This is a genomic window from Paraburkholderia sp. RL17-347-BIC-D (assembly GCF_046027915.1).
Classification (GTDB): Bacteria; Pseudomonadota; Gammaproteobacteria; order Burkholderiales; family Burkholderiaceae; genus Paraburkholderia.
In genome coordinates this window covers 16,934-43,268 of the sequence record NZ_JARESS010000044.1, presented here as the reverse complement: position 1 = coordinate 43,268, position 26,335 = coordinate 16,934, and the positions used below count along the sequence as shown (strand labels likewise).

Below are 26,335 nucleotides of genomic sequence, written 5' to 3'. Positions count from 1 at the left end.
CGAAAGTATAAGTGCTTGGCGCCGTTCACGAGCGCTCAGAAGCGTCACGCCGACGCTTCGCGAGCCGCACGGGGACTCGCTGTGGACGGATTGCAACAGCGCCGCGCGCGTGTCTGCCGCCACTTTCGCCAGTATCCCGCGCAAAATAACTCCGCGCATGGGCGCTACAATCTCACGATGAACCAGCTGACCGAACCCACCATCGCCATCGACGTCTACCGCACGCGCCGTGAGCGCGTACTCGCCGCGCTGCGGGCAGCGGGTGGCGGCGTCGCCATCGTCCCCACCGCGCCGGAGGCGTTGCGCAATCGGGACGCGGACTATCCCTACCGGCACGACAGCTACTTTTACTACCTGACCGGTTTCACCGAACCCGAAGCGCTGCTTGTGCTCGACGCCAGCGCCGCGCCCGGCGAGCCGGCTTCGGTGCTGTTCTGCCGCGAGAAAAACGTCGAGCGCGAGACGTGGGAAGGCTTCCGCTTCGGCCCGGATGGCGCGCGCGCGGCCTTCGGGTTCGATGCCGCGTTCGCCATCGGCGAAATCGACACGCAATTGCCGCGTTTGCTCGCCGACAAGCCGTCGCTGCATTACGCGCTCGGCGCCTCGGCGCAACTGGACGAACGGGTGCGCGGCTGGCTCGACGCGGTGCGGGCGCAAAGCCGCGGCGGTGTCGCCGCGCCCGCGGCCGCGTGCGATCTCATCCCGTTGCTCGACGAGATGCGGCTCATCAAGGACGATCACGAACTCGCCATCATGCGCCGGGCCGGGCAGATTTCCGCCCAGGCGCATCGCCGCGCCATGGCCGCTTGCCGTCCGGGCGTGCGCGAGTACGAACTCGAAGCCGAACTGCTCTACACATTCCGCAAGTTCGGCGCGCAGGCGCCGGCTTACACGTCGATCGTCGCGGCCGGCGCGAACGCCTGCGTGCTGCACTACCCGGCCGGCAACGCGATTGCTCAGGACGGCGACCTGATCCTGATCGACGCGGCCTGCGAACTCGACGGCTACGCCTCCGACATCACCCGCACCTTCCCCGCGAGCGGCCGCTTCACGCCGGCGCAGCGCGAGCTGTACGACATCGTGCTGGCCGCGCAGCAGGCCGCGATCGACGCCACCCGCGCCGGCGCCACCTTCGACGACCCGCACCAGGCCGCCGTGCGCGTGCTGTCGCAGGGCTTGCTCGACACCGGCATCATCGAGCGCGCAAAGTTCGCCTCGGTCGACGACGTAATCGCCGAGCGCGCCTACGCGCCCTTCTATATGCACCGCACGGGCCACTGGCTCGGCATGGACGTGCACGACGTCGGCGACTACCGCGAACGCGGCGCGCCGCGCGACGAAGCGGGCGCGCTGCCGTGGCGCACGCTGCAGGCGTCGATGACACTGACCATCGAGCCCGGCCTGTATATCCGGCCGACCGAAGGCGTGCCCGAGCGCTACTGGAACATCGGCATCCGCATCGAGGACGACGCGATTGTCACGCCGACCGGTTGCGAACTGATGACGCGCGACGTGCCGGTCGCCGCCGACGAGATCGAGGCGCTGATGCAGGAAGCCCGCGCGGCCCACGAAGCAGCGAAGTAACTCGCAAGGAAGTAACACGTAATGAACGACGTTTCCCAGTCGACGGTGATCCTGAAGCCCGCCAAGGCCGGCCAACCCTTCGATTTCGACGTGACGATCGTCGGCGCCGGTCCGGTCGGGCTGGCGCTGGCCGGCTGGCTGGCGCGCCGCAGCGCGACGCGGGCGCTGAAGATCGCGCTCGTCGACGCGCGCGAGCCGGAAGATTCGATCGCCGATCCGCGCGCCATCGCCGTGTCGCACGGCAGCCGGATGATCCTGGAACCGCTGCGCTGGCCTGCCGACGCCACCGCGATCCACCGCATTCACGTCTCGCAGCGCGGCCACTTCGGCCGCACGCTGATCGATCACGGCGAGCACGGATTGCCGGCGCTCGGCTACGTGCTGCGCTACGGCTCGATCGTGCATGGCCTCGCCGAGGCGGTGCACGCGACCTCGGTGCACTGGTTCCGCTCCACCTCCGCCGCGGCGCCGACGCAGGAACTCGACGGCGTCACGCTGCCGATCGAAACCGCGGGCGTCACGCGTCAGTTGCGCACACGCATTCTGGTGAATGCCGAAGGCGGTTTGTTCGGTGATCAGAAGTCGTCAGGTCGAGTGGCGGGCAAACGCGCCGTCAAAGGCGCCAGCACGAGTGCGGACAGGCAAGTCGGCCACGGCGCCGACGATGCCCACAGTCAAGCCGCCGACAGCGCGGCGAAAAGCGCCGATCGGCAAGCCGGCCGGGACGGCGACGCCGCACGGCGTGCTGGCAGAGGCGTCGCCGACCCCGGCACGCGCGACTATGGACAGACCGCACTCGTCGGCACGGTGACTGTATCCGCACCGCAACCGCACGTGGCGTGGGAGCGCTTCACGTCGCAAGGTCCGATCGCGTTGCTGCCGATGGGCGGCGTGCGCGGCGCCGACTACGCGCTGGTCTGGTGCTGCGCGCCCGAGGAAGCCGCGCGCCGCGCGCAACTTTCCGACGAAGACTTCCTGCGCGAACTCGGCGCCGCGTTCGGCGACCGCATGGGCCGCTTTACGCACATCAAGGGACGCGCGTCGTTCCCGTTGGGACTGAACGCCGTGGAAACGCTGGTGAATGGCCACGTCGTCGCGATCGGCAACGCGGCGCAGACGCTGCATCCGGTGGCGGGTCAGGGCCTGAACCTGGGTCTGCGCGACGCCCACGCGCTCGCCGACGCCTTGTCGGCGGAAGGTCCGACCCCGCTCGCGCTGGCCACTTTCGCGCAACGCCGCGCACTCGACCGGCGCATGACGATCGGCGCCACCGACACGCTCGCGCGCCTTTTCACCATCGACTTCGCGCCGCTCGCGATCATGCGCGGCCTCGCCCTCACCGCGCTCGAATTCCTGCCGCCCGTGAAAACCGCGCTGGCACGGCAAATGATGTTCGGACAGCGCCGCTAGGCGCGCCGCCCGCTCGCGCCGCACGGACTTTTTGCCTCACGCGGAAGGTGCCTCGCGAGCAGCGCCGGTTCTATGAATCGGCGCACTTTCATAGAAGATTTAATGGGTTACGACAGGCACATGTCGGGTGCCGGCTATCCGTTAACGCTAAAATAGCGGTTTTCTCTCGCATTTCGCCAACGCTCCGATTGACAGAAATTGACCAATCGGCCGCGCGCGCGTCCACCGCGTCCCACGTTATGCCTACTCTCGGCTCCCACAATCTGCGTAATAACCTGTTCGTCGCGCCCATGGCCGGCGTGACCGACCGGCCGTTCCGGCAACTGTGCAAACGGCTGGGCGCGGGCTATGCGGTGTCGGAAATGGTCGCCTCGAACGCGCAGTTGTGGAAAAGCGAGAAGACCATGCGCCGCGCCAATCACGCGGGCGAGGTCGAGCCGATCGCCGTGCAGATCGCCGGCGCCGATCCGGCCATGATGGCCGAAGCGGCCCGCTACAACGTGGCGAACGGCGCGCAGATCATCGACATCAACATGGGCTGCCCGGCCAAGAAGGTGTGCAACGTGGCGGCGGGTTCAGCCCTGTTGCAGAACGAGCCGCTGGTGCAGCGCATCGTCGAGGCGGTGGTGAGCGCGGTCGGCGTCGGCCCCGACGCGGTGCCCGTCACGCTGAAGATCCGCACGGGCTGGGATCGCGAGAACAAGAATGCGCTGAACGTCGCGCGTCTGGCCGAATCGGCCGGCATTTCGATGCTGACCGTGCACGGCCGCACGCGCGCCGACCTGTATCACGGCGACGCCGAATACGAGACCATCGCCGCGGTGAAAGCGGCGGTGCGCATTCCGGTGGTCGCCAACGGCGACATCACCTCGCCGCAAAAAGCACGCGAGGTGTTGGCCGCCACCGGCGCCGACGCCATCATGATCGGCCGCGCGGCGCAGGGGCGCCCGTGGCTGTTCCGCGAGATCGAGCATTTCCTGCAAACGGGCGAGTTGCTGCCGCCGCCGCGCATCGACGAAATCCAGCAGGTGATGAACGAGCATCTGGAAGACCACTACGCTTTCTACGGCGAATTTACGGGTGTCCGCACTGCGCGTAAGCACATCGGCTGGTACACTCGCGGCCTTTCTGGCGCCAACGTGTTCCGGCATCGCATGAATACGCTGGACACCACGCGCGAACAACTCCTCGCCGTCAACGAGTTCTTCGACGCACAAAAGGCGATCTCCGACCGCCTCGTCTACGTCGACGAAACGCTCAACAATAACGGCGAGCCGGACCATACCGACCGACTAGCAGCATGAGCAAGAACAATATCGAACAATCTGTCCGCGACAGCCTGGGGATGTATTTCCAGGATCTCGACGGCTCCAATCCGCACGACGTCTACGACATGGTGATTTCCTGCGTAGAAAAACCTCTGCTCGAAGTGGTGCTCGAGCAGGCCGGCGGCAATCAGTCGCTGGCCGCCGAGTATCTCGGCATCAACCGCAATACGCTGCGCAAGAAGCTGCAACAGCACGGTTTGCTGTAGCCCGTTGTAATTCGTTGTAGTTTCTCGCGCCCTGCCACGTTTCCCTTCGGCTTTTCGTCTTCATCATGATCAAGCAAGCGCTCATCTCCGTTTCCGACAAGTCCGGCATCGTCGACTTCGCCAAGTCGCTGTCGGACCTCGGCGTCAAGATCCTGTCGACCGGCGGCACCGCGAAACTGCTCGCGGACGCGGGTCTCTCCGTCACCGAAGTCGCCGATTACACGGGCTTCCCGGAAATGCTGGACGGGCGCGTGAAAACGCTGCATCCGAAGGTGCACGGCGGCATCCTCGCGCGCCGCGACCTGCCGGAACATATGGCGGCGCTTGAAAAGCACGACATTCCGACCATCGATCTGCTGGTCGTGAATCTGTACCCGTTCGTGCAGACCGTGTCGAAGGAAGAATGCTCGCTGGAAGACGCGATCGAGAACATCGACATCGGCGGGCCGACCATGCTGCGTTCGGCCGCGAAGAATCATCGCGACGTGACGGTGGTGGTCGATCCGGCCGACTACGCGGTCGTGCTCGACGAGATGCGCGCGCACAGCAATGCCGTGTCGTACAAGACGAACTTCCGCCTCGCCACCAAGGTGTTCGCCCACACCGCGCAATACGACGGCGCGATCACGAACTACCTGACAAGCCTGACCGACGAACTGCAGCACGCGTCGCGCAACGCTTATCCAGCGACGTTCAACCTGGCGTTCGACAAGGTGCAGGACCTGCGCTACGGCGAAAACCCGCATCAGAGCGCCGCGTTCTACCGCGATCTGAGCGTGCCGGCCGGCGCACTGGCGAACTACCACCAGTTGCAAGGCAAGGAACTGTCGTACAACAACATCGCGGATTCCGATGCGGCGTGGGAATGCGTGAAAACCTTCGACGTGCCGGCCTGCGTGATCGTCAAGCACGCGAATCCGTGCGGCGTGGCAGTCGGGGCGGACGCCAACGAAGCGTACGCGAAGGCGTTCCAGACCGACCCGACCTCGGCGTTCGGCGGCATCATCGCGTTCAACCGCGAAGTGGACGAAGCAGCGGCGCAAGCCGTGGCCAAGCAGTTCGTTGAAGTGCTGATCGCGCCGTCGTTCAGCGCCGAAGCGCGCAAGGTGTTCGCGGCGAAGCAGAATGTGCGTCTGCTGGAAATCGCGCTGGGCGAAGGCCACAACGCGTTTGATCTGAAGCGCGTGGGCGGCGGCCTGCTGGTGCAGTCGCTCGACTCGAAGAACGTGCAGCCGCGCGAATTGCGCGTGGTCACGAAGCGTCATCCGACGCCGAAGGAAATGAACGATCTGCTGTTCGCGTGGCGCGTGGCGAAGTACGTGAAGTCGAACGCCATCGTGTTCTGCGGCAACGGCATGACGCTCGGCGTAGGCGCGGGTCAGATGAGTCGCGTGGACTCGGCGCGCATCGCCAGCATCAAGGCGCAGAACGCCGGTTTGACGCTGGCCGGTTCGGCGGTGGCGTCGGATGCGTTCTTCCCGTTCCGCGACGGCCTCGACGTGGTGGTGGCGGCAGGCGCGACCTGCGTGATTCAGCCGGGCGGTTCGATGCGCGATGATGAAGTGGTCAGCGCGGCGGATGAGCACAATATCGCGATGGTGCTGACTGGGGTGCGGCACTTCCGGCATTGAGTTGGGGTTTGGGTTTCAATAGCGGCGTCTGTTTCCTGGTGAAACCGGGCTGCTGGTGAGATTTGAGCTTTACAGAAACGGCCCGGCGGAATTTTCCGTCGGGCCGTTTTCTTTGGTGTCGCGCTTGTTCCGCGTGTGCCGTTCGTGCCGTTCGTGCCAGTTGTGCAGCTTGTGCCGGTTGTGCCGTGCCCACGCCACGCTTTTCGCGCCGCTCAGTCGTCCGGTTCCTTTCTCGCGTAGCCACCGCTCACGTCCGCGTGCTGGCTGATATAAGTACTGAGTCCCTGCCCGCGTCGCGCAAGACGCTTGAGCGCGGCGACATGCCGTGCGCCGACGCTCGCCTCGGTGTACCAATACACCACGCCGTGCCTGAAGCGGACCGCGACAAAATCGTCGCCGATTTCATAAGCCTCGACGCCTGAGTCGCCGCTGAGATTCCGATAGCGCTCCATGTGTGCTTGCCTCCTTGCAGCACACGCAGCAGTTTTTATTCCGCCGACAGCGCTGCGCGCCGACCGCCACGCGGCGCGTGTGTTGTAGTATCGCAAGCACCTGGTTTTTACCGCATTTGCGGCACCTCATGAGAATTCTCGGCATCGACCCCGGCCTGCGTGTGACCGGCTTCGGCGTGATCGACCAAAGCGGTCACACGCTCAGCTATGTCGCGAGCGGCGTCATCAAGACCGCCGACGCCGATCTGCCGTCGCGCCTCGGCACCATCTTCGAAGGCATCTCCACATTGATCCGCCAGCATTCGCCGGATCAGTCGGCGATTGAAAAAGTGTTCGTCAACGTCAACCCACAATCCACCTTGCTGCTCGGCCAGGCACGCGGGGCGGCAATTTGCGGACTGGTCGCGGGCGGCGTGCCGGTCGCCGAATATACGGCCCTGCAATTGAAGCAGGCCGTGGTGGGTTACGGTCGCGCAACCAAGGAGCAGATGCAGCAGATGGTGGTGCGCCTGCTCAATCTCTCCGGCGTACCCAGCACCGACGCCGCCGACGCGCTCGGCATGGCGATCTGCCACGCGCACGGCGGCACGACGCTGAGTACGTTGGGCGGCATCGCGCCTTCGCTGGCGAAGAAGGGGCTACGCGTGAGGCGAGGACGGTTGGTCGGATAGCGTGGCAAACGCGGCCCGTTGGCCGCCTTTGTGCCGCGCGTGCGTGTCATGCCTCATGGCTCGCGACTCGTGGTTCGTGGTTCGTGGTTCGTGGTTCGTGGTTCGTGGTTCGTGGTTCGTGGTTCGTGGTTCGTGGTTCGTGGTTCGTGGTTCGTGGTTCGTGGCTCACGGCTCACGGCTCACGCAAGCTGGTACGCAACGGCGCAGCCGCCCCGATCAATTTCGACCAGCCAGCGCAAGCCGGCAGGCCAATCCCGCGAACACCGTCCCCAGCAGATACTGCGGCAGCCGCGACGGCCGCTGCCCAGCCGACAGCTTGCGGCTCAGCTTGCTCGCCATCAGGATCACCGCGCCATTCACGCAGAAGCCGATCAGGTTCAGCACGGTGGCCAGCACCATGATCTGCAACGCGACCGACCCCGCTTCGGGCCGCACGAATTGCGGAAACAGCGCGAGCACGAACAGCGCGACTTTCGGATTCAGCAGATTGGTGAAGAGGCCCTGGCGGAAAATGCGGCCAACCGGATAACGGCTCATCGACGCATTCGGCGCGAGCACCGTGCCCTGCGTGCGGAATGTTTTCCAGGCGAGATAGAGCAGATACGCGGCGCCGGCAAAACGCACGACGTCGTATGCCACGGGGACTGCCAGAAAGAGCTGGGACAACCCCAACGCCGCGGCCAACGCATGACAATACGTGCCGACCAGAATGCCCGCCAGCGACGCAAAGCCCGCGGAACGCCCCTGGCTCACACTGCGCGAGGCAATCAGCAACATGTCGGGGCCGGGCGTGGCGGTCAACGCGAGACACGCGCCGGCAAACAGCGCGAGAGTGGTGAGGCTCAGCATGAAAGCTCCTTCTGGGTGAGTGGGATGAGAACCCGCCAAAAGGGATCTCAGTCTATGGGGCAGCCTCGCGCGGGTCAACCGCGATTACGCGTAACTCGCGGGCCACTCGTCACTCATTTGCTGCGCTACACTCGCCCTTTCTCTCAGGATTGAATTCGCCATGATCGGTCGCATTGCCGGCGTTCTGCTGGAAAAAAACCCGCCGCATCTGCTCGTCGACTGCAACGGCGTCGGTTACGAAGTCGATGTGCCGATGAGCACGTTCTACAACCTGCCCTCCACCGGCGAACGCGTCGTGTTGCTCACGCAGATGATCGTGCGTGAAGACGCGCACCTGCTATACGGCTTCGGCACCGCCGAGGAACGCTCGACGTTCCGCGAACTGCTGAAAATTTCCGGCATCGGTGCGCGCATGGCGTTGGCGGTGCTGTCGGGCATGAGCGTGCACGAACTCGCGCAGACCGTCACGATGCAGGACGCGGCGCGTCTGACGCGCGTGCCGGGCATCGGCAAGAAGACGGCGGAGCGCCTGCTCCTCGAATTGAAGGGCAAGATCGGCGCCGATCTGGGCGCGATGGCGGGCGCGGCGTCGGCATCCGACCACGCCTCCGACATCCTGAACGCACTGCTCGCATTGGGTTACTCCGAAAAGGAAGCGTTGGCCGCCGTCAAAAACGTGCCGGCGGGAACCGGCGTTTCCGAGGGCATCAAGCTCGCGTTGAAGGCGCTGTCCAAGGGCTGACGCTCGTCCCTCGTTTCGACGTGCATGCGATGGCTGAAGCTTCGCACACGGCTGCGAGCCGCGCACCCTGGCCATTCGGCCGAGTTTCGCGGCGGGCGGCTCGCGGTACAATGAACGCATGATCGAAACCGACAAACTCGCCGCCGAGCGCATCATCGCGGCCACGCCCGTCTCGCCGAACGAAGAAGCGTTCGAGCGCGCGTTGCGTCCGCGCCAGCTCGAAGAATATGTCGGGCAGGAAAAAGTGCGCGGCCAGCTGGAAATCTTTATCGAGGCCGCCAAGCGCCGTTCCGAATCGCTCGACCATGTCTTGCTGTTCGGGCCGCCAGGCCTCGGCAAAACCACGCTCGCGCACATCATCGCGCGGGAAATGGGTGTCAATCTGCGGCAAACGTCGGGGCCGGTGCTCGAGCGCGCCGGCGACCTCGCCGCGCTGCTCACCAATCTCGAAGCCAACGACGTGCTGTTCATCGACGAAATTCACCGGCTCTCGCCGGTCGTCGAAGAAATTCTGTACCCGGCGTTGGAGGATTATCAGATCGACATCATGATCGGCGAAGGTCCGGCCGCGCGTAGCGTGAAGCTGGACCTGCAACCGTTCACGCTGGTGGGCGCGACCACGCGCGCGGGCATGCTGACCAACCCGTTGCGCGACCGCTTCGGCATTGTGGCGCGGCTCGAGTTTTATAACGCCGAGGAACTGGCGCGCATCGTCACGCGTTCGGCGTCGCTGCTCCATGCGCAGATCCATCCGGACGGCGCGTTCGAGATCGCCAAGCGCGCGCGCGGCACGCCGCGGATCGCGAACCGCTTGCTGCGGCGCGTGCGCGACTTCGCCGAAGTGAAGGCCGACGGCAACATCACCGCGCAAGTGGCCGACGCCGCGCTCAAGATGCTCGACGTGGATGCGGTCGGCTTCGACCTGATGGACCGCAAACTGCTCGAGGCGATCCTGCACAAGTTCGACGGCGGCCCGGTCGGCGTCGACAATCTGGCCGCGGCGATCGGCGAAGAACGCGACACGATTGAAGACGTGCTCGAGCCTTATTTGATCCAGCAAGGCTTCCTGCAACGCACGCCACGCGGCCGCGTCGCCACGATGCTGACGTACCGGCATTTCGGCCTCGCCGCGCCCGACTCGTCGAGCGGCCTGCCCGGTCTGTGGGATACGGCCGCAACCTGAGCCGATACACACAGCGCGAGACCGAATCAGGATGTCCGACCAAACCAGGCAACCCAACTCTTCCAGCAGTCTCTCGCAGCTTCTCACCCACAGGCTTCGCTCGAAGCTGGCCGCCGGGGTTACGCATCTGACAAGCGGCAGCGGTCCCACGCTCGACTACTTGTCGCCTCCGGGCGACCCCGGCCTGTTCGGGCCGGACTCGGTGTGCTGGAAAGTCCACGCCGATTTCACGTCGATGATGACGGGCGGCATCAGCGCGCTATTGCTGCAAGCGTTGCATCCGCTGGCGCTCGCCGGCGTGTGGGACCATTCGACGTTTCGCACCGACATTCTCGGCCGCCTGCGCCGCACCGCGACTTTCATCGCGGGCACGACGTACGGCAGCCGGCACGACGCGCTAGCGCTGGTCGAACGTGTGAAGCGCATTCATCTCGGTGTCAGCGGCGTCGCGCCTGACGGCCAGCCCTATCGCGCAAGCGAACCCGCGCTGTTGACGTGGGTGCATGTCGCCGAAGTGTCGAGCTTCATGACCGCGCACTTGCGCTATGTGAATCCGTCGCTGCCCGTTGCCGCGCAGGATCAGTATTTCGCGGAGACCGCGCGCATTGCCGAGATGCTCGGCGCGTCGGACATTCCGCGCTCGCGAGCCGAGATCGACGCTTACCTGCTCGCGATGAAGCCCGGGCTTGTGGCCAGCGAACGCACGCGCGAAGTCGTGAGGGTTCTGATGACAGCGCCCGCCCCGAGCGTTTCGATGCGACCGGCCGGCGTGTTGATGTTCAACGCAGGTGTCGATCTGCTGCCCGATTGGGCACAGGCGATGTTGGGATTTCAGCGCTACGCGGCGCTTCGCCGTGCGATGGCGAGGCCGGGTGTGCGGTTGGTGGCGCCTGTCATTCGTTGGGCGCTGGTGAATGGTGTGTCGAAACGGGCCCGGCGCCGTGTGGCTGCAGGTGTACGCGAGCCGGAGTAACGCGAGCGACGGCGCTCGTACGCGCGCAAGCCGCCCAATCAAACGTCAGTTATTCGAGCCGCGCGAGTATGCGTGCAAATCGCCGCGTCAGTCGTCAGGTACGCGAACCGCTCAGGGCTCGTACACAAACTGTCACGCCAAACGTCGGCGGCGCGAATGCGCGGAACGCGGGCGAAGGGTCCGAGTCAACCGCTCAAACTCGCGCCGCACTATCGGTCCGCGTCAACCAACGCCCCGGTTCCGGCACCGTCTTGAAACTGTCGCCGGCACCCGCCGCATCGAGGTGCGAGACGTTCGCCCACAATACGAACGTCGCTTTGCCACTATCGGCATCTAGCGTGTTCACGCCCGTAGTCGGCTCGCGCCAATCAACGCCCCGGCTCCGGCACCTTCTTGAAACTATCATCCGCACTCGGCGCATCGAGATGCGAAACATCCGCCCACGACACGATCGTCGCCTTGCCATTGTCGAAATTCACCGTGTTCACGCTCGTGTTCAGCAGCGGATAGTCACGCGGCGCATCGAGCGGCAAGCCACAGGCAAAACGTCGCACGCAATCAAGCACGCCGCCGTGCGCGACGCAGGCAATCCGTCCACCGGGATGCGCGGCGACCAGCGGTTCGATCGCGTGCAGCACGCGATGGTAGAGCGTGCGTTGCGACTCGCCCTCCGGCGGCGCGAAGCCCGCGTCACGCGTTTGCCAGTGCGCGTATTCATCGGGGAAACGCAGGGCGATCTCGTCGCTGTCGTGGCCCTGGAACGCTCCGTAGGAACGCTCGCGCAGGCCTTCGCGCAACTGCAGCGGCAAGCCGAGCGCATCGGCGATCGGCTGGGCGGTTTGCTGCGCGCGTTGCAGATCGCTCGAATAGATCGCGTCGAGCCGTGCGCCCTGCTTCGCCTCGTCGGCCATGCGGCGCGCAAGGCGCTGCGCCTGAGCCAGCCCTGTCGTGGCGAGCGGAATGTCGATGTGACCTTGAATGCGCTTGATGCGGTTCCAGTCGGTCTCGCCGTGTCGGATGAACAGAATCTGCGTCGTCATGGAATGAAAGTGGGCGCCATTAGCCGGTTATGCCGAGCCGTTATTGTCGCAAAAGCGGCTGGAGGATGGATGCGCGCACCACGGCGCGCATGGAAGGACAAAAATCAGGCGTTCGTTTGCAGCCAGAACGTGACCGGCCCGTCGTTGACGAGCGACACCTGCATGTCCGCGCCGAATTCGCCGGTCTCGACGATCGGATGCTTCGCCCGCGCGGCCGCGACGAAGTAATCGAAGAGGCGCTTGCCTTCATCGGGCGGCGCGGCCGGCGTAAAGCTCGGACGCAGGCCGCTGTTGGTGTCCGCGGCCAGCGTGAACTGCGACACGAGCAGCAAACCGCCCGCGCGGCTGGCGCCGTCGAGATTTTGCACGGAGAGATTCATCTTGCCGGCGGCATCGCTGAAGACGCGATAGCCGAGCACCTTGGCGAGCAACCGGTCGGCGGCCGCATCCGTGTCGCCGCGTTCGGCGCAGACGAGCGCGAGCAGGCCAGCTTCGATCGCGCCGGTTACGCGGTCCGCCACGCGCACTTCCGCGCGCCGCACGCGCTGGATCAGCGCGATCATCGGCGCGACTCCGGTTGCGACGTGCGGCGCATCAGGCCGTCAACGTGACGCGCGCAAAACGGCGCTTGCCGACCTGCACGACATATTCGCCGGCTTCGACTTTCAGGCCCTTGTCGGACACGGTCGCGCCATCGATCTTCACGCCACCCTGCTCGATGTTGCGCAGCGCTTCGCTGGTCGACGGCACGAGGTTAGCCTGCTTGAGCAACTGGCCGATCGCGAGCGGCGCGCCCGCAAGCGTCACGACCGGAATATCGTCCGGCACGCCGCCCTTTGCGCGATGGTTGAAGTCATCCAGCGCGCGCTCGGCATCAGCTTGCGAGTGGAAGCGCGCGACGATTTCCTGGCCGAGCATCACCTTGAAATCGCGCGGATTGCGGCCCGCTTCGATTTCCTTCTTGAAGCCCGCGATTTCGTCCATCGGACGGAACGACAACAGTTCGAAGTAACGCCACATCAGCAGGTCGGAAATGCTCATCAGCTTGCCGAACATGTCGGTCGGCTTTTCGCTGATGCCGATGTAGTTGTTCTTCGACTTCGACATCTTCTCAACGCCGTCCAGCCCTTCGAGCAGCGGCATCGTCAAGATGCACTGCTGTTCCTGGCCGTATTGCTTCTGCAGCTCGCGGCCCACCAGCAGGTTGAACTTCTGGTCCGTACCGCCGAGTTCGAGGTCCGCGTTCAACGCGACCGAGTCGTAGCCCTGCATCAGCGGGTACAGGAACTCGTGAATCGAGATCGGCACGCCACCTTGAAAACGCTTGGTGAAATCTTCGCGCTCGAGAATCCGCGCCACCGTGTAGCGCGACGCGAGCTTGATCATACCGTCGGCGCCGAGCGGCATCGACCATTCACTGTTGTAGCGGATCTCGGTCTTGTCGCGATCGAGCACGAGCGCGGCCTGCTCGAAATACGTCTTCGCGTTCGATTCGATCTGTTCGCGCGTGAGCGGCGGCCGGGTGGCGTTACGGCCCGACGGATCGCCGATCAGCGACGTGAAATCGCCGATCAAAAAGATCACGGTATGGCCGAGATCCTGCAACTGGCGCATCTTGTTCAACACGACCGTATGGCCGATGTGGATATCCGGCGCGGTCGGATCGAGCCCGAGCTTGATGCGCAGCGGCTTGCCAGTCGCCGCGCTCCTCGCGAGTTTTTGCGCGAATTCGTCTTCGATCAGCAGTTCGTCGACACCGCGTTTGGTGACCGCGAGGGCGTGACGGACTTCGTCGGTGATCGGGAAGGCGGGGCTGGGCTTAGTGGACTCGGTGCTCATGCTGGAAACGTGAAGTCGCGAAAAAAGGAGATTGTCCCATAGATGCGCGCCGCCGCGCCCACTGACGCAGCCGCAAGCGCCCCGCCGACGCGCGATTTTCCGCGTTCGGCGGCCCGCCGCCGGCGTCGCGACGCTTTATATTCGACCGCGCTTCGCCCGATAATCTGCTACAACGGATCGCAACGAACCATCGAGAGGAGCAGCAACGTGGCGCAAGACCCCGCAGACGGCGTCTACTTTGGATTAATGTCCGGCACCAGCATGGACGGCGTGGATGGCGTGGCCGTCAAGTTCGCGCAAGGGAAGCCACCGGTAGTGCTGGCCGAGGCGTTTGTCGGCTTTGCCGCGGGCCTGCGCGACGCATTGTTCGCGCTCCAGCAACCGGGCGACAACGAGATCGAGCGCGAGGCGCTGGCCGCCAACGCGCTCGCCACGCGTTACGCGGTGTGCTGCCACGAACTGCTGCACGGCAGCCGCGTGCCCGCCGCTGAAGTGCGTGCGATCGGCGTGCATGGGCAGACGGTGCGACATCGGCCGGAAAAGGGTTATACGCGGCAGATCAACAACCCGGCGCTGCTCGCGGAAATGATGCATATCGACGTAATCGCCGATTTCCGCAGCCGCGACGTCGCGGCCGGCGGCCAGGGCGCACCGCTCGTGCCGGCTTTTCACGCCACGGTGTTCGGCGCGAAGAACGAAACGCGGGTGGTCTGCAATCTCGGCGGGATCAGCAATATCACGATCCTGAACGCGACCGGCAGCGTGCGCGGCTTCGACTGCGGGCCGGCCAACGCGCTCCTCGACGAATGGGCGCAGCGCCATCTCGGCAAACCCTTCGACGAGAACGGCCATTTCGCGGCGGGCGGCCAGGTGGATCGCACGCTGCTGAACGCCTTGCTCGACGAGCCCTTTTTCGCCCAACAGCCGCCGAAGAGCACTGGCCGCGACCTGTTCAATGCGGAATGGCTCGATGCGAAGCTACAGCCGTTCGCCGGGCTCGACCCCGCCGACGTGCAAGCGACGCTGGTTGCGCTCACCGCAGTGACAGTCGCGCGCGAAATCGAGCGGCACGCGTCGGATGCGAGAGCGGTCTATGTCTGCGGCGGCGGCGCGCGTAATCCGGAGATCCTGAAGGCGCTGCAGCAGGCACTGGAGGACAGCGGCGTCAGCGGCGTTCCCGTGATGACGACCGATGCGCTCGGCGTGCCGCCGAGCCAGGTCGAGCCGCTGGCGTTCGCTTGGCTTGCAATGCGCTGCGTGGCGCGTCTGCCGGGCAATCTGCCCGCGGTCACGGGCGCGTCGGCCGAGCGCGTACTCGGGGCGATCTATCCACGCTGATCACCTTGGGAGATCCAAGGCGCAGGCAATAAAAAACGGGGCCGAAGCCCCGTTTCTCACATGCTTTCGCTCAACCGGCCATCACACCGAGAACGACGAGCCGCAACCACAGGTGGTCGTAGCATTCGGGTTCTTGATGACGAACTGCGCGCCGTTGATGTCGTCCTTGTAATCGATCTCAGCGCCCACCAGATACTGGTAGCTCATCGAATCGATCAGCAGCTGGACGCCGCTCTTGTTCATGACGGTGTCGTCTTCGTTGACGGCTTCGTCGAAGGTAAAACCGTACTGAAAGCCCGAGCAGCCGCCGCCCTGCACGAAAACGCGCAGTTTGAGGTCCGCATTGCCTTCTTCTTCGATCAGTTGCTTGACCTTGTCAGCCGCTGCGTCGGTAAAAACGAAGGGGGCGGGCATCTCGGTCACGGGTGTATCGGTGACTGCGTTCATTCGAACTCTCCAAAAAGCTTCTAACCGCTATTGTAGGGCTGATCTCGATATCGTGCTGAAGCCCACAAAATCAATGGGTTCTTCCTGAAAATCGATGGACGGCGCGTTCTGCCGCCACCAGCCCGGCTGAGCGGGATATCTCGCCGCTTTGACGACGAGTTCGTTGCGGCAACACTGAACCGCACCGAGGCGCGAACCCATGAAAAAAGCCGCCTTCGCGAAAGCGTTGGCGGCTTTTGCAGCGCTCCGGCCCGAAAGCCGGCTCGCACCCGAAGCGATTAACGCTTCGAGAATTGCTTCCTGCGACGTGCCTTGTGGAAGCCGACCTTCTTACGTTCGACTTCACGAGCGTCACGCGTAACGAAGCCAGCCTTCGACAGTTCCGGCTTCAGCGTTGCGTCGTAGTCCATCAGCGCGCGGGTGATGCCGTGGCGAACCGCACCGGCTTGACCCGTTTCACCGCCACCCGTCACGTTGACTTTGATGTCGAACGTGACGCCGTGGTTCGTGAGTTCCAGCGGCTGACGCACGATCATCAGCGACGTTTCGCGCGAGAAGTAATCGGCGATAGGCTTACCGTTCACAACGATATCGCCCTTGCCTGCCTTGATGAAGACGCGTGCGACGGCGCTCTTGCGGCGGCCCGTGCCGTAATTCCAGTTACCGATCATGTGGGCTCCCCTTAGATCTCGAGCGCTTTCGGCTGTTGCGCCGAATGCGGATGCGTTGCTTCAGCGTAGACCTTCAGCTTCTTGATCATCGCGTAGCCGAGCGGGCCCTTCGGCAGCATGCCCTTGACCGCTTTCTCGAGCGCACGGCCCGGGAAGCGTTCTTGCATCTTGCCGAACGTCGTTTCATAGATACCGCCCGGGTAGCCCGAGTGGCGATAGTACTTCTTGTCAGTAGCCTTGTTGCCCGTGACCTTCAGCTTGCCGGCGTTGATAACGATGATGAAATCACCGGTGTCGACGTGCGGAGTGAATTCAGGCTTGTGCTTGCCGCGAAGACGGTGTGCCACTTCGCTGGCGACACGCCCGAGAACCTTATCCGTCGCGTCAATCACGTACCATTCACGCGTAACCTCATGGGCTTTTGCGGAAAACGTCTTCATGATCGATCCAAAAAAATTGCTGCGCCCAATGTGTTTTTTCCTGCTTGTAGTGTGCGCATCGAGGCGCGTGCAGGCTCTCCCTGGTTCTTCCTCCGCGGGCGCGGATGCGGAAAAGCCCTGAATTATAAAGGAATTTGCTACGGCAAGTCAAAACGTACGGGAGCTGCGCGAGATTTCGCGGCAATCCGGCAGTCGGGAGCGTGATCTGGCGGTCTTTCGCACGTGAATCGGCCGGGCGCCGACGGAGCGCGGGCGAAAAAAAACCCGAACGAGCGGTTCGGGTTTAATCCACCAAAGGAGGAGGTGGAGGAGACAAAACGGATTATATGAGTCCACCTTGTGCGACGCAAGAACATTTGCATTGCGAAATGCGATTTCATAATGTGGCAACCGCACTTATCGACCTTGAAATGTAAAATATCCTTTTTAATCAATGGCTAAAGCTTGCAGGAACGGCAGCACGCCAAGACATCATCTAGAGTAAAACCCCTAAATCCGTCAGGGCATTCCCGAATCGGCTGAACATGCCGCAGCGCAACACGCAAGCCGACATCACGCATAACTTGCGGCAAAAGTCGCCTCGGGCGGACACTCAAACACCGGGCTACAATGCCGTCTCGATATGGCAAAGCGCGGTGGAGCACAGCATGGAATGCAAAGTGAGCTGGATGGGGCAAGACGGGATGGCGTTCGCAGCCGAGACGGGCAGCGGCCATCTGGTGGCAATGGACGGCGCGCCTGAAGGCGGCGGCCGCAACCTCGCGCCGCGTCCGATGGAAATGGTTTTGCTCGGCACGGGCGGCTGCACCGCCTACGACGTCGTGATGATCCTGAAGAAAAGCCGTCAGGAAATCAGCGATTGCTCGGTGACGCTGAAGGCCGAACGCGCCAGCGAAGATCCGAAAGTGTTCACCAAGATCCACTTTCACTTCACCGTGACGGGCAAGAATCTGAACCCGGCCACCGTGGAACGCGCGATCAACCTGTCACACGACAAATACTGCTCGGCGTCGATCATGATCGCCAAGACGGCTGAGCTGACGCACTCGTTCGACATCGTCGCGGGCTGAACGCGGCCTTGCGCGTGCTGCGGCGCGAGCCCGAGCTCCCCACAGCGCGCGCGTCACGCACAAAAAGAAAATGCCGGCGTCCATCTGGACGCCGGCATTTTTTGTTGGGTGGCAAAGCAAGCCGATAAGCCGGATTCTGTGCACGCGCAACGTCCGAAGACGCGACGCGCGTGGCAGCCATTCCTCTAGGCGCGCCATTGCTGACGCGCTCAAGCTTCCTACCCGCAGACGTGACAGGGGCCCCGTCCTGCATCTCGAAGATGCTAGCCTGCCTACTTGGAATTGCTCCGGGTGGAGGTTACCGTGCCGGTCTGCCTCGCAGCAGCCGCGGTGCGCTCTTACCGCACCGTTTCACCCTTACCTGATCCCGGCTTGCGCCGGGCCATCGGCGGTTTGCTTTCTGTTGCCCTGTTCCGCGTGTTGCCACGGATGGCCGTTAGCCATCACCCTGCCCTGTGGAGTCCGGACTTTCCTCGCCCTCTTTGGCCGAAGCCGCAAAGGCCGCGACTGCCTGGCCCGCTTTGCTGGTGCGGATTTTAACACCTGCGGGCGCTGCAAGCCGGATCTACCGTTCAAATAGCCGAACGACCAAGGGATCTTGGAACGCAGCTCAGCGCGCTCAACGCGCGCGCCGTCCTGTGCGAAACACGGAAGTGTCGTCGTAAAACGCGGGCGAGTCGTTCTCCTGCCACCAACCCGGAATGCCCAGCACGGGCAACGGCGCGAACATGCGGCTCGTCAGCGCATCGGTGTTGAGCAGCGCGGCGGCGACGGATTCGTCCAGCCACGCATCCCGCTTCACAGCGTCCCACTCAAAATACGCGGCGGGCACATCGACGATCCACGCGTGCCCCGTGCAGGCCTTGAACGGCGCGATCAGCTTTTCCATCAACGCATGACCGAAGCAGCGCACCTCACAACTCGCGCCCCATGCTTCGCGCCGAGCCACCAGCAGCGCGTGCCAGTCGAAGCCACGCAAAGCCGCGCTCAAAGCGGGATCCGCGCAAGGGAACAGCAGCGCGTTCTCGTCGAACAAGGTCAGCGTATCGCGCACGCCGCCGCGGGTCGGACCGATGCCCAACACATCAATGGCGGCCGACTGCCGCGCGTTCAACGCCGCCTTGATGCGTGGAAAGGCGAACCACATCGATGCATTGAAGAAGTCGTGCAGATTGTGGCGCGTCGGCACGCAGCCGGTCGACGCGATATGCGCTTCGTACGCCGCGCCGGGCGGCAGATCGTCCTGCGCGATGAACGCAAGGCGCTGGCCGCGGCCGGTGATCTGCCGCATCTCGCCGGCGTCGGCGTTCATTGCGGCGAGCAACGCCTCATAGCTCGTCAGCGCAGCTTGCTGCCAGCGCTTGCCGCGTTGGGCGAACGGCGCGAACCACGGCTTCGACCAGTCGATTGCAGCGAAGCCCGGCAGCTCCGCCTCATACGCCTGCATCTTGCTGATGCCTTAAACCAGGCGCCAGCCGATCGACTCGCCGCCGCGCAACGGCACGACCGGCGTATCGCCGACCGGCAGTTCGGCCGGCAGAATCCATTCCTCACGACGCAGCGTGACCTTGTCCGCACTACGCGGCAGGCCATAAAAATCGGCGCCGAAAAAGCTCGCGAAGCCTTCGAGCTTGTCCAGTGCGTCGGCCTTGTCGAACGCTTCCGTATAGAGTTCCAAAGCGTGCAGCGCCGTGTAGCAACCCGCGCAGCCGCACGCGTGCTCTTTCAGCCCCTTCGGATGCGGCGCGCTGTCCGTGCCGAGGAAGAAGCGCGGATTGCCCGAGGTCGCCGCCTCGACCAGCGCCACGCGATGCGTCTCGCGCTTCAACACCGGCAGGCAGTAGTAATGCGGCCGAATGCCACCCTGGAAAATCGCGTTGCGGTTGTACAGCAGGTGATGCGCCGTGATCGTCGCACCCAGCAGTTCCGGCGCCACGCCGGCCTCGCGGATATAGTCGACTGCATCTTTCGTGGTGATGTGCTCGAACACTACCTTCAGCGCCGGAAACGCGCGGCGCAGCGGCGTCATGACCCGGTCGATGAACACTTTCTCGCGATCGAACAGATCGATCGACGAATCCGTCACCTCGCCGTGGACGAGCAGCGGCATGCCCAACTCCTGCATCACCTCGAGCGTCTTGGCGCACTTCATGATGTCGGTGACGCCCGCGTCCGAGTTGGTCGTCGCGCCCGCCGGATACAGCTTCACACCATGCACGAAGCCGCTTTCTCGCGCGCGGCGGATTTCGTCGGGCGGCGTGTTGTCGGTCAGGTACAGCGTCATCAGCGGTTCGAATTTTGCGCCTGCGGGAATCGCGGCGACGATCCGCTCGCGATACGCCTGCGCCATCGCGGTGGTCGTGACCGGCGGCTTCAGGTTCGGCATGATGATCGCGCGGCCGAACTGGCGCGCGGTGTCCGGCAACACTGCGGCTAGCATCGCGCCGTCGCGGACGTGCAGGTGCCAGTCGTCCGGGCGGGCGAGCGTGATGGAGTCGAGAGAAGCGTTGGAAGCGGTCATGGCGGCGGGGGACGAGATTCGACGACAAAAGCCAATCTATGCGGTCAAACCGCAACGTTGCGGCATAAACACACGTCAATTTTGCTATTTGGCGTTTCTGGCTCGGTGATATGCTTGGAAAATCATCATTGTAACGGCTCGCCCCGTTCACAGGCTTACCCGCAACATGTGCCAACTTCTCGGAATGAACTGCGCCGCGCCAACGGACGTCACGTTCTCGTTCACCGGCTTTGCGGCGCGCGGCGGCGTCACCGATCACCACGCCGACGGCTGGGGCATCGCCTTCTTTGAAGACAAAGCCTGCCGCCTGTTCATCGACCATCAATCGTCGGCCACCTCGCCGATCGCCGAGATGGTCAAGCGCTACCCGATCAAATCGAAGAACACGATCGCGCATATTCGCAAGGCGACGCAAGGGCACATCCTGCTGGAAAACTGCCACCCGTTCATGCGCGAACTGTGGGGACGCCACTGGATCTTCGCGCACAACGGCGACCTCAAGGATTATTCGCCGGTACTGACGGGCGTGTATCAGCCGGTCGGCACGACCGACAGCGAGCTCGCTTTCTGCGCGCTGCTCGAAGGCTTGCGCAAGGCTTTTCCCGGCGCGCAACAGCCGCCGCTCGACGAACTGTTTGCCGCGCTCGAAACCCTCACGCGCGAAATCACGCAGTTCGGCGTGTTCAATTTCCTGATGTCGAATGGCCAGGCGCTGTTCGCGCATTGCTCCACGCATCTGCATTACATCGTGCGGCGCTGGCCGTTTTCCACCGCGCATCTGGTCGACGCGGACGTGTCGATCGATTTCGCCAAATACACGACGCCCGAAGACCGCGTCGCGGTGATCGCCACCAAGCCCCTCACCGACAACGAAGTCTGGACCGCCTTCGAGCCGGGCGACCTGATGATGTTCCAGCATGGCGACGTGATCGGGCGCGTCAATGTGCCGGTGCCGGCTTCGGTGCTGGAAAAGCTGCGCAATCCGGCTTTGGATGCGTCGGCTTCGGCGACCACGATCGCGGCATCGATTGAAGCGTTACCCGACGCAGAAGCCGAGGTCGACCTCGAAGCGGCAGACGACGCCGCTGCGTTCGAATCCTGAGTCATTGAATCACGCGAGCATTCGCTCGAATCGAATCGCCAGAAACGAAAAAGCCGCTTCTTCCGAAGCGGCTTTTTTCTGCCCGCGCGACGCCGTCTGAACGGCGCCGCCCTGGAACAAACTCAGTGCAGAATCTTCGCCAGAAAGTCCTTCGCGCGATCCGACTTCGGATTGGCGAAGAAGTCTTCCTTGCGGTCGTCTTCCACGATCAAGCCCTTGTCCATGAAGATCACGCGGTGCGCGACCTTCTTCGCGAAGCCCATTTCGTGCGTCACGCACATCATGGTCATGCCTTCCTGAGCGAGTTCGACCATCACGTCGAGCACTTCGTTGATCATTTCCGGATCGAGCGCCGAGGTCGGCTCGTCGAACAGCATGGCGATCGGGTCCATCGACAACGCGCGCGCAATCGCCACGCGCTGCTGCTGACCGCCCGACAACTGGCCAGGAAACTTGTCCGCATGCGCACGCAGGCCGACGCGATCGAGCAGCTTCAGCCCTTTCGCCGTGGCTTCGTCGTTCGAGCGGCCGAGCACCTTCACCTGGGCGAGCGTGAGGTTCTGCACGATCGACAGATGCGGGAACAGCTCGAAGTGCTGGAACACCATGCCGACCTTGGCACGCAGCTTCGACAGATTGGTTTTCTTGTCGGTGAGCGACTGCCCGTTGATGACGATCTCGCCCTTCTGGAACGGCTCGAGGCCGTTGACGGTTTTGATCAGCGTGGACTTGCCCGAGCCCGACGGCCCGCACACCACCACTACTTCACCCTTTTTGACTTCCGTCGTGCAGTCAGTCAGCACTTGAAACTGGCCGTACCACTTCGAAACATTCTTGATAGAGATCATCTTGCGACCTTTTTCTGAAGACCTTTGACGAGGCTCGACGCGACCACACAGATCACGAAATAACACGCGCCCGCGAACAGTACCATCTCGACATTCGTACCGTCACGGTCGCCAATATTCGTGGCCGTGCGGAAGAAGTCGGCGAGGCTGATCACGTAGACGAGCGACGTATCCTGAAACAGCACGATACCCTGCGTAAGCAGCAGCGGCACCATCGCGCGGAACGCCTGCGGCAGCACGATCAGACGCATGGCCTGCGAGTAGCTCATGCCGAGCGCGAACGCCGCGTTGACCTGCCCGCGCGGCACCGACTGAATGCCGGCGCGGATGATCTCCGAATAGTACGCCGCCTCGAACAGCGAGAAAGCGACCATGGCCGACGCGAGGCGAATGTCGATATCCGGCGACAAACCGAGCACGTTTTGCAGCACTTGCGGCACGATCAGGAAGAACCACAGCAGCACCATCACCAGCGGGATCGAACGGAAGATCGTCACGTAGCCCTTCGCGAACCACTCGAAGGGTTTGAACGACGACAGCCGCAACATGGCGAGAACCGTGCCCCAGACGATGCCGAACACGATTGCGATCAGCGTGATCTTGAGGGTGACGATGGCGCCGGTCCACAGCGTAGGCAATGCGCCCGGAATACCGCTCCAGTCGAAATGGTGCATTACTTGCCTCCGATATAGCCGGGCAACCGGGTCCTGGCTTCGACCCAGCGCATCAGTTGCATCACGACCAGATTGATCAGCATGTACGCCAGCGTGACCGCAATGAACGACTCATACGTCTGCGACGTGTAGTCGACCAGTTGTCGCGCCTGAGCGGACAGATCGAGCAGACCGATCGTCGACGCCACCGCCGAGTTCTTGAAGATATTCAGAAACTCGGACGTAAGCGGCGGCACGATGATCCGGTACGCGACCGGCAGCAGCACATAGCGATACGTCTGCCATTGCGTGAAGCCCATGGCCAGGCCCGCGGCGCGCTGGCCGCGCGGCAACGCGTTGATACCCGAGCGCACCTGCTCGCACACGCGCGCGGCCGTGAAAAGCCCGAGACAGATGATCGACGACGAGAAAAACTGCGCGCTCGGCGGCAGTTGCTTGAACCAGTTGCCCATTGAGGGAGGCAGCAACTCCGGTATCACGAGATACCAGATGAAGAACTGCACGATCAGCGGGATGTTACGGAAAATCGCGACATAGACCGTGCCGATGCCCGAGGCCCATTTGTTCGGCACCGTGCGCAGCACGCCGAACAACGAACCGACGATCAGCGCGATCACCCACGCCGACAGCGATACCGTAATCGTCACCCAGAAGCCCGACAGCAGCCAGCCCAGATACGTGGTCGGCTCGCCGGTGGAGACGGGACTCAGCAGAATGCCCCAGTTCCAGTGATATGACATGACCAAGACTCCAGCAAAAAGAAACGGAAGAAGCGCGTGGCCCCTTCCGTTTCGTTCGGCGTTTCAAAAAAACAGCTAAGGTTTAATCGATTGCCTTGTCATTCGGGCTCTTGTAGAGCGCCTTCATGTCGTCGCTTTCCGGGAAGTTCAGGTTCAGGCCCTTCGGCGGAATCGGCGATTCGAACCACTTCTTGTAGATCTGATCAGCTTCGCCCGAAGTTTCGACCTTGGCGATCGCGTCGTCGACCACCTTCTTGAATTCCGGATCGTTCTTGCGAATCATGCAGCCGTAGGCTTCATGCGATTGCGGCGTGCCGACGATCACGAAATCGCCCGGATTGTTCGACTTCGCGCGTTCGCCCGCGAGCAGTGCGTCGTCCATCATGAAGGCAGCGGCGCGGCCCGTGGAGAGCGTCAAGAACGACTCGCCGTGGTCCTTCGCGCTGATGATGTTCATGCCCATGCTCTTGTCCTGGTTCATCTTGCGAAGCAGGCGCTCGGAGGTGGTGCCGGCGGTCGTGACGACCGTCTTGCCCTTCAGGTCCGCCCAGTCCTTGATGCCGGAGTCTTTCTTGGTCATCAGGCGCGTGCCGATCACGAAGATCGTGTTCGAGAAGGCAGCCTGTTGCTGGCGTTCAACATTGTTGGTGGTCGAGCCGCATTCCATGTCGACGGTGCCGTTTTGCACCAGCGGAATACGGTTTTGCGACGTGACCGGCGTGAGCTTCACCTTCAGGTTCGGCATGTTCAGCTTCTGCTTCACCGCCTCCACCACTTTCAGGGCGAATTCCTGTGAGTAACCGATGACGTTCTGCTTGTCGTCGTAATACGAAAACGGGATCGACGATTCGCGATGACCCAGCGAAATGACACCCGTGTCCTTGATCTTTTTCAGCGTACCAGCGTCTTGCGCATGCGCGCCAACCGTAAACAGTCCGAGAGTCGCGAGCAGCAGCGCAGCTTTTTTAACCTTCATTTGTGATCTCCTTGGCAAGAACCGGCGCCAGTTTAGCAAAGTAATTATTCTGAAAGTATCGCTATAAACCATGTTGTTGCGTGTGCGCCGCTACAGGTTTACGGCGCTTCGGGCCGGTCGGTCAACCTTTCCGCATATGCAAAGGCGGGCGGCATCGATACGATGCCGCCCGCCGGGTCGAACACGCCGTCTTGTGGACCGCGTTGAAGCAAGGATTGGCGGCGGATCCGCGGGATAGCGAAACCGCCGTTTGAAACGGAAAGACGCGGAAAGATCAGGGATACAGGCCGCGCAGTTCGCGCGCTTCCAGGATCCGCTTACACGCGACGATAAACGCCGCGGTCCGCACGGACACCTTCTGCTCGCTCGACACCTGCCACACCGCGGCAAATGCTTCACGCATCACACGCTCGAGGCGCTGGTTGATCTCGTCTTCCGTCCAGAAGAAGCTCGAGAAGTCCTGCACCCATTCGAAGTACGACACGGTCACCCCGCCGGCATTCGCCACCACGTCCGGAATCACGAGGATGCCGCGATCGTGCAGGATGTCGTCCGCCGCCGTGGTGGTCGGGCCGTTCGCGCCTTCCACGACGATCTTCGTCTTGATCTTGCCGGCGTTCTTTTCGGTAATCTGGTTTTCCAGCGCCGCCGGAATCAGGATGTCCGATTCGACGGTCCAGAATTCTTCGTTCGTGACCGCGTCCGCCTCAGGGAAACCACCCACGCCGCCCGTCTTGGCCACGTGTTCGAGCAGTGCGACGGCGTCGATACCCGTCGACTTGTACAGCGAGCCGGTGTGATCCTGCACCGCGACCAGCTTCGAACCCGCTTCCTGGAACAGACGCGCCGCGATGCCGCCCACGTTACCGAAGCCTTGAACCGCGATGCGCGCGCCTTCAATGTCGACGCCGATACGGCGCGCCGCTTCGGAGGCCACCACGAACACGCCACGGCCCGTCGCTTCGCGACGGCCGAGCGAACCGCCCAGCGTGATCGGCTTGCCCGTCACGACGCCGGTGGCCGTTTGGCCCTGGTTCATCGAGTACGTGTCCATCATCCACGCCATGATCTGCTCGTTCGTGTTCACGTCCGGCGCGGGAATGTCGGTATTCGGTCCGATGATGATGCCGATTTCGCTGGTGTAGCGGCGCGTCACGCGCTCCAGCTCGCCACGCGACAAGGCGCGCGGGTCGACACGGATGCCGCCTTTCGCGCCGCCGTACGGCACGTTCACCGCAGCGTTCTTCACCGACATCCACGCCGACAAGGCCATCACTTCCGACAACGTCACGTCCTGGTGGTAACGCACACCACCCTTGCCCGGACCGCGCGACACGTTGTGCTGCACGCGATAGCCTTCGAAGTGAGCGACCGTGCCGTTATCGAGTTCGATAGGCACGTCGACGACCAGAATGCGCTTCGGGCGCTTCAGGGTTTCGAGCCAGCGGGACAGGGAGCCGAGGTACGGCGCGACGCGATCGACCTGACGCAGGTAGTTGCCCCACGGGCCGAGATCGTCTTTATTCAGGTAGGAAGGAACCGACTGCAACGTTAATGCGGATTGTGCTGCTTGTTGCTGGGATGACATGAACGCTCCGGC

At 63.2% G+C, this 26,335-nt stretch carries 27 protein-coding genes and 1 other RNA gene; 12 read left to right on the top strand and 16 right to left on the bottom strand.

Annotated features, from left to right (window positions below; all coding sequences use genetic code 11):
• Positions 1-177: 177 nt before the first annotated feature.
• The 5 genes from P0D96_RS36960 (at position 178) to purH (ending at position 6,159) form a co-directional block, all read left to right on the top strand.
• A complete protein-coding gene (locus P0D96_RS36960; RefSeq protein ID WP_408287774.1) occupies positions 178-1,584 on the top strand; it encodes an aminopeptidase P N-terminal domain-containing protein in 1,407 nt (468 codons plus the stop codon).
• A gap of 21 nt (positions 1,585-1,605) precedes the next feature.
• Entirely contained in the window at positions 1,606-2,994 is a 1,389-nt protein-coding gene (locus P0D96_RS36955) for a UbiH/UbiF/VisC/COQ6 family ubiquinone biosynthesis hydroxylase (RefSeq protein WP_408318585.1), read from the top strand.
• Positions 2,995-3,233: 239 nt separating this feature from the next.
• Positions 3,234-4,298, top strand: coding sequence for a tRNA dihydrouridine synthase DusB (gene dusB / locus P0D96_RS36950; RefSeq protein WP_408318583.1), 1,065 nt, complete (start codon positions 3,234-3,236; stop codon positions 4,296-4,298).
• Positions 4,295-4,528 (top strand): Fis family transcriptional regulator, encoded by a 234-nt coding sequence (locus tag P0D96_RS36945; protein WP_007180440.1) that lies wholly within the window; start codon positions 4,295-4,297, stop codon positions 4,526-4,528. The genes dusB and P0D96_RS36945 overlap by 4 nt, the downstream gene beginning before the upstream one ends.
• 65 nt (positions 4,529-4,593) lie before the next feature.
• Positions 4,594-6,159, top strand: a complete 1,566-nt coding sequence (gene purH, locus P0D96_RS36940; protein ID WP_408287780.1) for a bifunctional phosphoribosylaminoimidazolecarboxamide formyltransferase/IMP cyclohydrolase — start codon at positions 4,594-4,596, stop codon at positions 6,157-6,159.
• A 212-nt stretch (positions 6,160-6,371) separates the two neighbouring features.
• On the opposite strand, the gene P0D96_RS36935 is transcribed toward purH, so the two are convergent.
• Complete coding sequence (locus P0D96_RS36935) at positions 6,372-6,611, bottom strand: hypothetical protein (protein WP_132373139.1); 240 nt, start codon at positions 6,609-6,611, stop codon at positions 6,372-6,374.
• A gap of 128 nt (positions 6,612-6,739) precedes the next feature.
• Between P0D96_RS36935 and ruvC the strand changes: the two genes are divergently transcribed.
• Positions 6,740-7,282 (top strand): crossover junction endodeoxyribonuclease RuvC, encoded by a 543-nt coding sequence (gene ruvC / locus P0D96_RS36930; RefSeq protein ID WP_132373137.1) that lies wholly within the window; start codon positions 6,740-6,742, stop codon positions 7,280-7,282.
• A gap of 216 nt (positions 7,283-7,498) precedes the next feature.
• Here ruvC and P0D96_RS36925 read toward each other — a convergent pair whose 3' ends face one another.
• The gene (locus tag P0D96_RS36925; RefSeq protein ID WP_408318581.1) at positions 7,499-8,131 is read right to left on the bottom strand and encodes a LysE family translocator; all 633 of its coding nucleotides are present in this window, start codon (positions 8,129-8,131) and stop codon (positions 7,499-7,501) included.
• Positions 8,132-8,291: 160 nt separating this feature from the next.
• Here P0D96_RS36925 and ruvA point away from each other — a divergent pair, with 160 nt between their 5' ends.
• From ruvA to P0D96_RS36910, 3 genes are all read left to right on the top strand, one after another.
• Positions 8,292-8,873, top strand: coding sequence for a Holliday junction branch migration protein RuvA (gene ruvA / locus P0D96_RS36920; RefSeq protein ID WP_007180436.1), 582 nt, complete (start codon positions 8,292-8,294; stop codon positions 8,871-8,873).
• A gap of 118 nt (positions 8,874-8,991) precedes the next feature.
• Complete coding sequence (gene ruvB / locus P0D96_RS36915) at positions 8,992-10,056, top strand: Holliday junction branch migration DNA helicase RuvB (RefSeq protein ID WP_408287795.1); 1,065 nt, start codon at positions 8,992-8,994, stop codon at positions 10,054-10,056.
• A gap of 31 nt (positions 10,057-10,087) precedes the next feature.
• Entirely contained in the window at positions 10,088-11,029 is a 942-nt protein-coding gene (locus tag P0D96_RS36910) for an oxygenase MpaB family protein (RefSeq protein WP_408287798.1), read from the top strand.
• 368 nt (positions 11,030-11,397) lie between these two features.
• On the opposite strand, the gene P0D96_RS36905 is transcribed toward P0D96_RS36910, so the two are convergent.
• The 3 genes from P0D96_RS36905 to tyrS form a co-directional block, all read right to left on the bottom strand.
• Positions 11,398-12,069, bottom strand: a complete 672-nt coding sequence (locus tag P0D96_RS36905; RefSeq protein WP_408287801.1) for a histidine phosphatase family protein — start codon at positions 12,067-12,069, stop codon at positions 11,398-11,400.
• Between the two features lie 104 nt (positions 12,070-12,173).
• Positions 12,174-12,632, bottom strand: coding sequence for a D-aminoacyl-tRNA deacylase (gene dtd / locus P0D96_RS36900; RefSeq protein WP_408287804.1), 459 nt, complete (start codon positions 12,630-12,632; stop codon positions 12,174-12,176).
• Between the two features lie 31 nt (positions 12,633-12,663).
• Positions 12,664-13,908 carry a tyrosine--tRNA ligase gene (gene tyrS / locus P0D96_RS36895; protein WP_408318579.1) on the bottom strand — a complete coding sequence of 415 codons (1,245 nt, stop codon included), beginning with the start codon at positions 13,906-13,908 and terminating at the stop codon, positions 12,664-12,666.
• A gap of 207 nt (positions 13,909-14,115) precedes the next feature.
• Between tyrS and P0D96_RS36890 the strand changes: the two genes are divergently transcribed.
• The gene (locus P0D96_RS36890; protein WP_408287810.1) at positions 14,116-15,246 is read left to right on the top strand and encodes an anhydro-N-acetylmuramic acid kinase; all 1,131 of its coding nucleotides are present in this window, start codon (positions 14,116-14,118) and stop codon (positions 15,244-15,246) included.
• Between the two features lie 81 nt (positions 15,247-15,327).
• On the opposite strand, the gene erpA is transcribed toward P0D96_RS36890, so the two are convergent.
• The 3 genes from erpA to rplM form a co-directional block, all read right to left on the bottom strand.
• Positions 15,328-15,693 carry an iron-sulfur cluster insertion protein ErpA gene (erpA, locus tag P0D96_RS36885; protein WP_007180424.1) on the bottom strand — a complete coding sequence of 122 codons (366 nt, stop codon included), beginning with the start codon at positions 15,691-15,693 and terminating at the stop codon, positions 15,328-15,330.
• Positions 15,694-15,971: 278 nt separating this feature from the next.
• Positions 15,972-16,364, bottom strand: a complete 393-nt coding sequence (rpsI, locus tag P0D96_RS36880; protein ID WP_011489810.1) for a 30S ribosomal protein S9 — start codon at positions 16,362-16,364, stop codon at positions 15,972-15,974.
• Positions 16,365-16,375: 11 nt separating this feature from the next.
• Entirely contained in the window at positions 16,376-16,804 is a 429-nt protein-coding gene (rplM, locus tag P0D96_RS36875; protein ID WP_020069304.1) for a 50S ribosomal protein L13, read from the bottom strand.
• 647 nt (positions 16,805-17,451) lie between these two features.
• Between rplM and P0D96_RS36870 the strand changes: the two genes are divergently transcribed.
• Entirely contained in the window at positions 17,452-17,874 is a 423-nt protein-coding gene (locus tag P0D96_RS36870; RefSeq protein WP_064268831.1) for an OsmC family protein, read from the top strand.
• Between the two features lie 109 nt (positions 17,875-17,983).
• Here P0D96_RS36870 and rnpB read toward each other — a convergent pair.
• From rnpB to pyrC, 3 genes are all read right to left on the bottom strand, one after another.
• Positions 17,984-18,397: RNase P RNA component class A (rnpB, locus tag P0D96_RS36865), an RNA gene on the bottom strand.
• 96 nt (positions 18,398-18,493) lie between these two features.
• Positions 18,494-19,321 carry a DUF3025 domain-containing protein gene (locus P0D96_RS36860; RefSeq protein ID WP_408181125.1) on the bottom strand — a complete coding sequence of 276 codons (828 nt, stop codon included), beginning with the start codon at positions 19,319-19,321 and terminating at the stop codon, positions 18,494-18,496.
• A 12-nt stretch (positions 19,322-19,333) separates the two neighbouring features.
• Complete coding sequence (gene pyrC / locus P0D96_RS36855; protein WP_408318577.1) at positions 19,334-20,395, bottom strand: dihydroorotase; 1,062 nt, start codon at positions 20,393-20,395, stop codon at positions 19,334-19,336.
• A 166-nt stretch (positions 20,396-20,561) separates the two neighbouring features.
• Between pyrC and P0D96_RS36850 the strand changes: the two genes are divergently transcribed.
• On the top strand, positions 20,562-21,497 hold the full coding sequence (locus tag P0D96_RS36850; protein WP_408181127.1) for a class II glutamine amidotransferase: 936 nt from the start codon (positions 20,562-20,564) through the stop codon (positions 21,495-21,497).
• A gap of 122 nt (positions 21,498-21,619) precedes the next feature.
• On the opposite strand, the gene P0D96_RS36845 is transcribed toward P0D96_RS36850, so the two are convergent.
• The 5 genes from P0D96_RS36845 to P0D96_RS36825 all read right to left on the bottom strand — a co-directional run bounded on the left by P0D96_RS36845 (position 21,620) and on the right by P0D96_RS36825 (position 26,323).
• On the bottom strand, positions 21,620-22,345 hold the full coding sequence (locus P0D96_RS36845) for an amino acid ABC transporter ATP-binding protein (RefSeq protein ID WP_012434314.1): 726 nt from the start codon (positions 22,343-22,345) through the stop codon (positions 21,620-21,622).
• Positions 22,342-23,019, bottom strand: a complete 678-nt coding sequence (gene gltK, locus P0D96_RS36840) for a glutamate/aspartate ABC transporter permease GltK (RefSeq protein ID WP_132373115.1) — start codon at positions 23,017-23,019, stop codon at positions 22,342-22,344. The genes P0D96_RS36845 and gltK overlap by 4 nt, the downstream gene beginning before the upstream one ends.
• Positions 23,019-23,759: an amino acid ABC transporter permease gene (locus P0D96_RS36835; RefSeq protein WP_408318575.1), complete on the bottom strand. Its 741-nt coding sequence runs from the start codon at positions 23,757-23,759 to the stop codon at positions 23,019-23,021. The genes gltK and P0D96_RS36835 overlap by 1 nt, the downstream gene beginning before the upstream one ends.
• 82 nt (positions 23,760-23,841) lie before the next feature.
• Complete coding sequence (locus tag P0D96_RS36830) at positions 23,842-24,735, bottom strand: glutamate/aspartate ABC transporter substrate-binding protein (RefSeq protein WP_408181129.1); 894 nt, start codon at positions 24,733-24,735, stop codon at positions 23,842-23,844.
• 274 nt (positions 24,736-25,009) lie between these two features.
• Positions 25,010-26,323, bottom strand: coding sequence for a Glu/Leu/Phe/Val family dehydrogenase (locus tag P0D96_RS36825; RefSeq protein ID WP_408318572.1), 1,314 nt, complete (start codon positions 26,321-26,323; stop codon positions 25,010-25,012).
• Between the last annotated feature and the right edge of the window lie 12 nt (positions 26,324-26,335).

What these genes read in the sequence shown, in the direction of transcription:
- P0D96_RS36960 (WP_408287774.1), top strand. Translation starts at nt 178, where the DNA reads ATGAACCAGCTGACCGAACCCACCATCGCCATCGACGTCTACCGCACG.
- P0D96_RS36955 (WP_408318585.1), top strand. Translation starts at nt 1,606, where the DNA reads ATGAACGACGTTTCCCAGTCGACGGTGATCCTGAAGCCCGCCAAGGCC.
- dusB (WP_408318583.1), top strand. Translation starts at nt 3,234, where the DNA reads ATGCCTACTCTCGGCTCCCACAATCTGCGTAATAACCTGTTCGTCGCG.
- P0D96_RS36945 (WP_007180440.1), top strand. Translation starts at nt 4,295, where the DNA reads ATGAGCAAGAACAATATCGAACAATCTGTCCGCGACAGCCTGGGGATG.
- purH (WP_408287780.1), top strand. Translation starts at nt 4,594, where the DNA reads ATGATCAAGCAAGCGCTCATCTCCGTTTCCGACAAGTCCGGCATCGTC.
- P0D96_RS36935 (WP_132373139.1), bottom strand. Translation starts at nt 6,611, where the DNA reads ATGGAGCGCTATCGGAATCTCAGCGGCGACTCAGGCGTCGAGGCTTAT.
- ruvC (WP_132373137.1), top strand. Translation starts at nt 6,740, where the DNA reads ATGAGAATTCTCGGCATCGACCCCGGCCTGCGTGTGACCGGCTTCGGC.
- P0D96_RS36925 (WP_408318581.1), bottom strand. Translation starts at nt 8,131, where the DNA reads ATGCTGAGCCTCACCACTCTCGCGCTGTTTGCCGGCGCGTGTCTCGCG.
- ruvA (WP_007180436.1), top strand. Translation starts at nt 8,292, where the DNA reads ATGATCGGTCGCATTGCCGGCGTTCTGCTGGAAAAAAACCCGCCGCAT.
- ruvB (WP_408287795.1), top strand. Translation starts at nt 8,992, where the DNA reads ATGATCGAAACCGACAAACTCGCCGCCGAGCGCATCATCGCGGCCACG.
- P0D96_RS36910 (WP_408287798.1), top strand. Translation starts at nt 10,088, where the DNA reads ATGTCCGACCAAACCAGGCAACCCAACTCTTCCAGCAGTCTCTCGCAG.
- P0D96_RS36905 (WP_408287801.1), bottom strand. Translation starts at nt 12,069, where the DNA reads ATGACGACGCAGATTCTGTTCATCCGACACGGCGAGACCGACTGGAAC.
- dtd (WP_408287804.1), bottom strand. Translation starts at nt 12,632, where the DNA reads ATGATCGCGCTGATCCAGCGCGTGCGGCGCGCGGAAGTGCGCGTGGCG.
- tyrS (WP_408318579.1), bottom strand. Translation starts at nt 13,908, where the DNA reads ATGAGCACCGAGTCCACTAAGCCCAGCCCCGCCTTCCCGATCACCGAC.
- erpA (WP_007180424.1), bottom strand. Translation starts at nt 15,693, where the DNA reads ATGAACGCAGTCACCGATACACCCGTGACCGAGATGCCCGCCCCCTTC.
- rpsI (WP_011489810.1), bottom strand. Translation starts at nt 16,364, where the DNA reads ATGATCGGTAACTGGAATTACGGCACGGGCCGCCGCAAGAGCGCCGTC.
- rplM (WP_020069304.1), bottom strand. Translation starts at nt 16,804, where the DNA reads ATGAAGACGTTTTCCGCAAAAGCCCATGAGGTTACGCGTGAATGGTAC.
- P0D96_RS36870 (WP_064268831.1), top strand. Translation starts at nt 17,452, where the DNA reads ATGGAATGCAAAGTGAGCTGGATGGGGCAAGACGGGATGGCGTTCGCA.
- P0D96_RS36860 (WP_408181125.1), bottom strand. Translation starts at nt 19,321, where the DNA reads ATGCAGGCGTATGAGGCGGAGCTGCCGGGCTTCGCTGCAATCGACTGG.
- pyrC (WP_408318577.1), bottom strand. Translation starts at nt 20,395, where the DNA reads ATGACCGCTTCCAACGCTTCTCTCGACTCCATCACGCTCGCCCGCCCG.
- P0D96_RS36850 (WP_408181127.1), top strand. Translation starts at nt 20,562, where the DNA reads ATGTGCCAACTTCTCGGAATGAACTGCGCCGCGCCAACGGACGTCACG.
- P0D96_RS36845 (WP_012434314.1), bottom strand. Translation starts at nt 22,345, where the DNA reads ATGATCTCTATCAAGAATGTTTCGAAGTGGTACGGCCAGTTTCAAGTG.
- gltK (WP_132373115.1), bottom strand. Translation starts at nt 23,019, where the DNA reads ATGCACCATTTCGACTGGAGCGGTATTCCGGGCGCATTGCCTACGCTG.
- P0D96_RS36835 (WP_408318575.1), bottom strand. Translation starts at nt 23,759, where the DNA reads ATGTCATATCACTGGAACTGGGGCATTCTGCTGAGTCCCGTCTCCACC.
- P0D96_RS36830 (WP_408181129.1), bottom strand. Translation starts at nt 24,735, where the DNA reads ATGAAGGTTAAAAAAGCTGCGCTGCTGCTCGCGACTCTCGGACTGTTT.
- P0D96_RS36825 (WP_408318572.1), bottom strand. Translation starts at nt 26,323, where the DNA reads ATGTCATCCCAGCAACAAGCAGCACAATCCGCATTAACGTTGCAGTCG.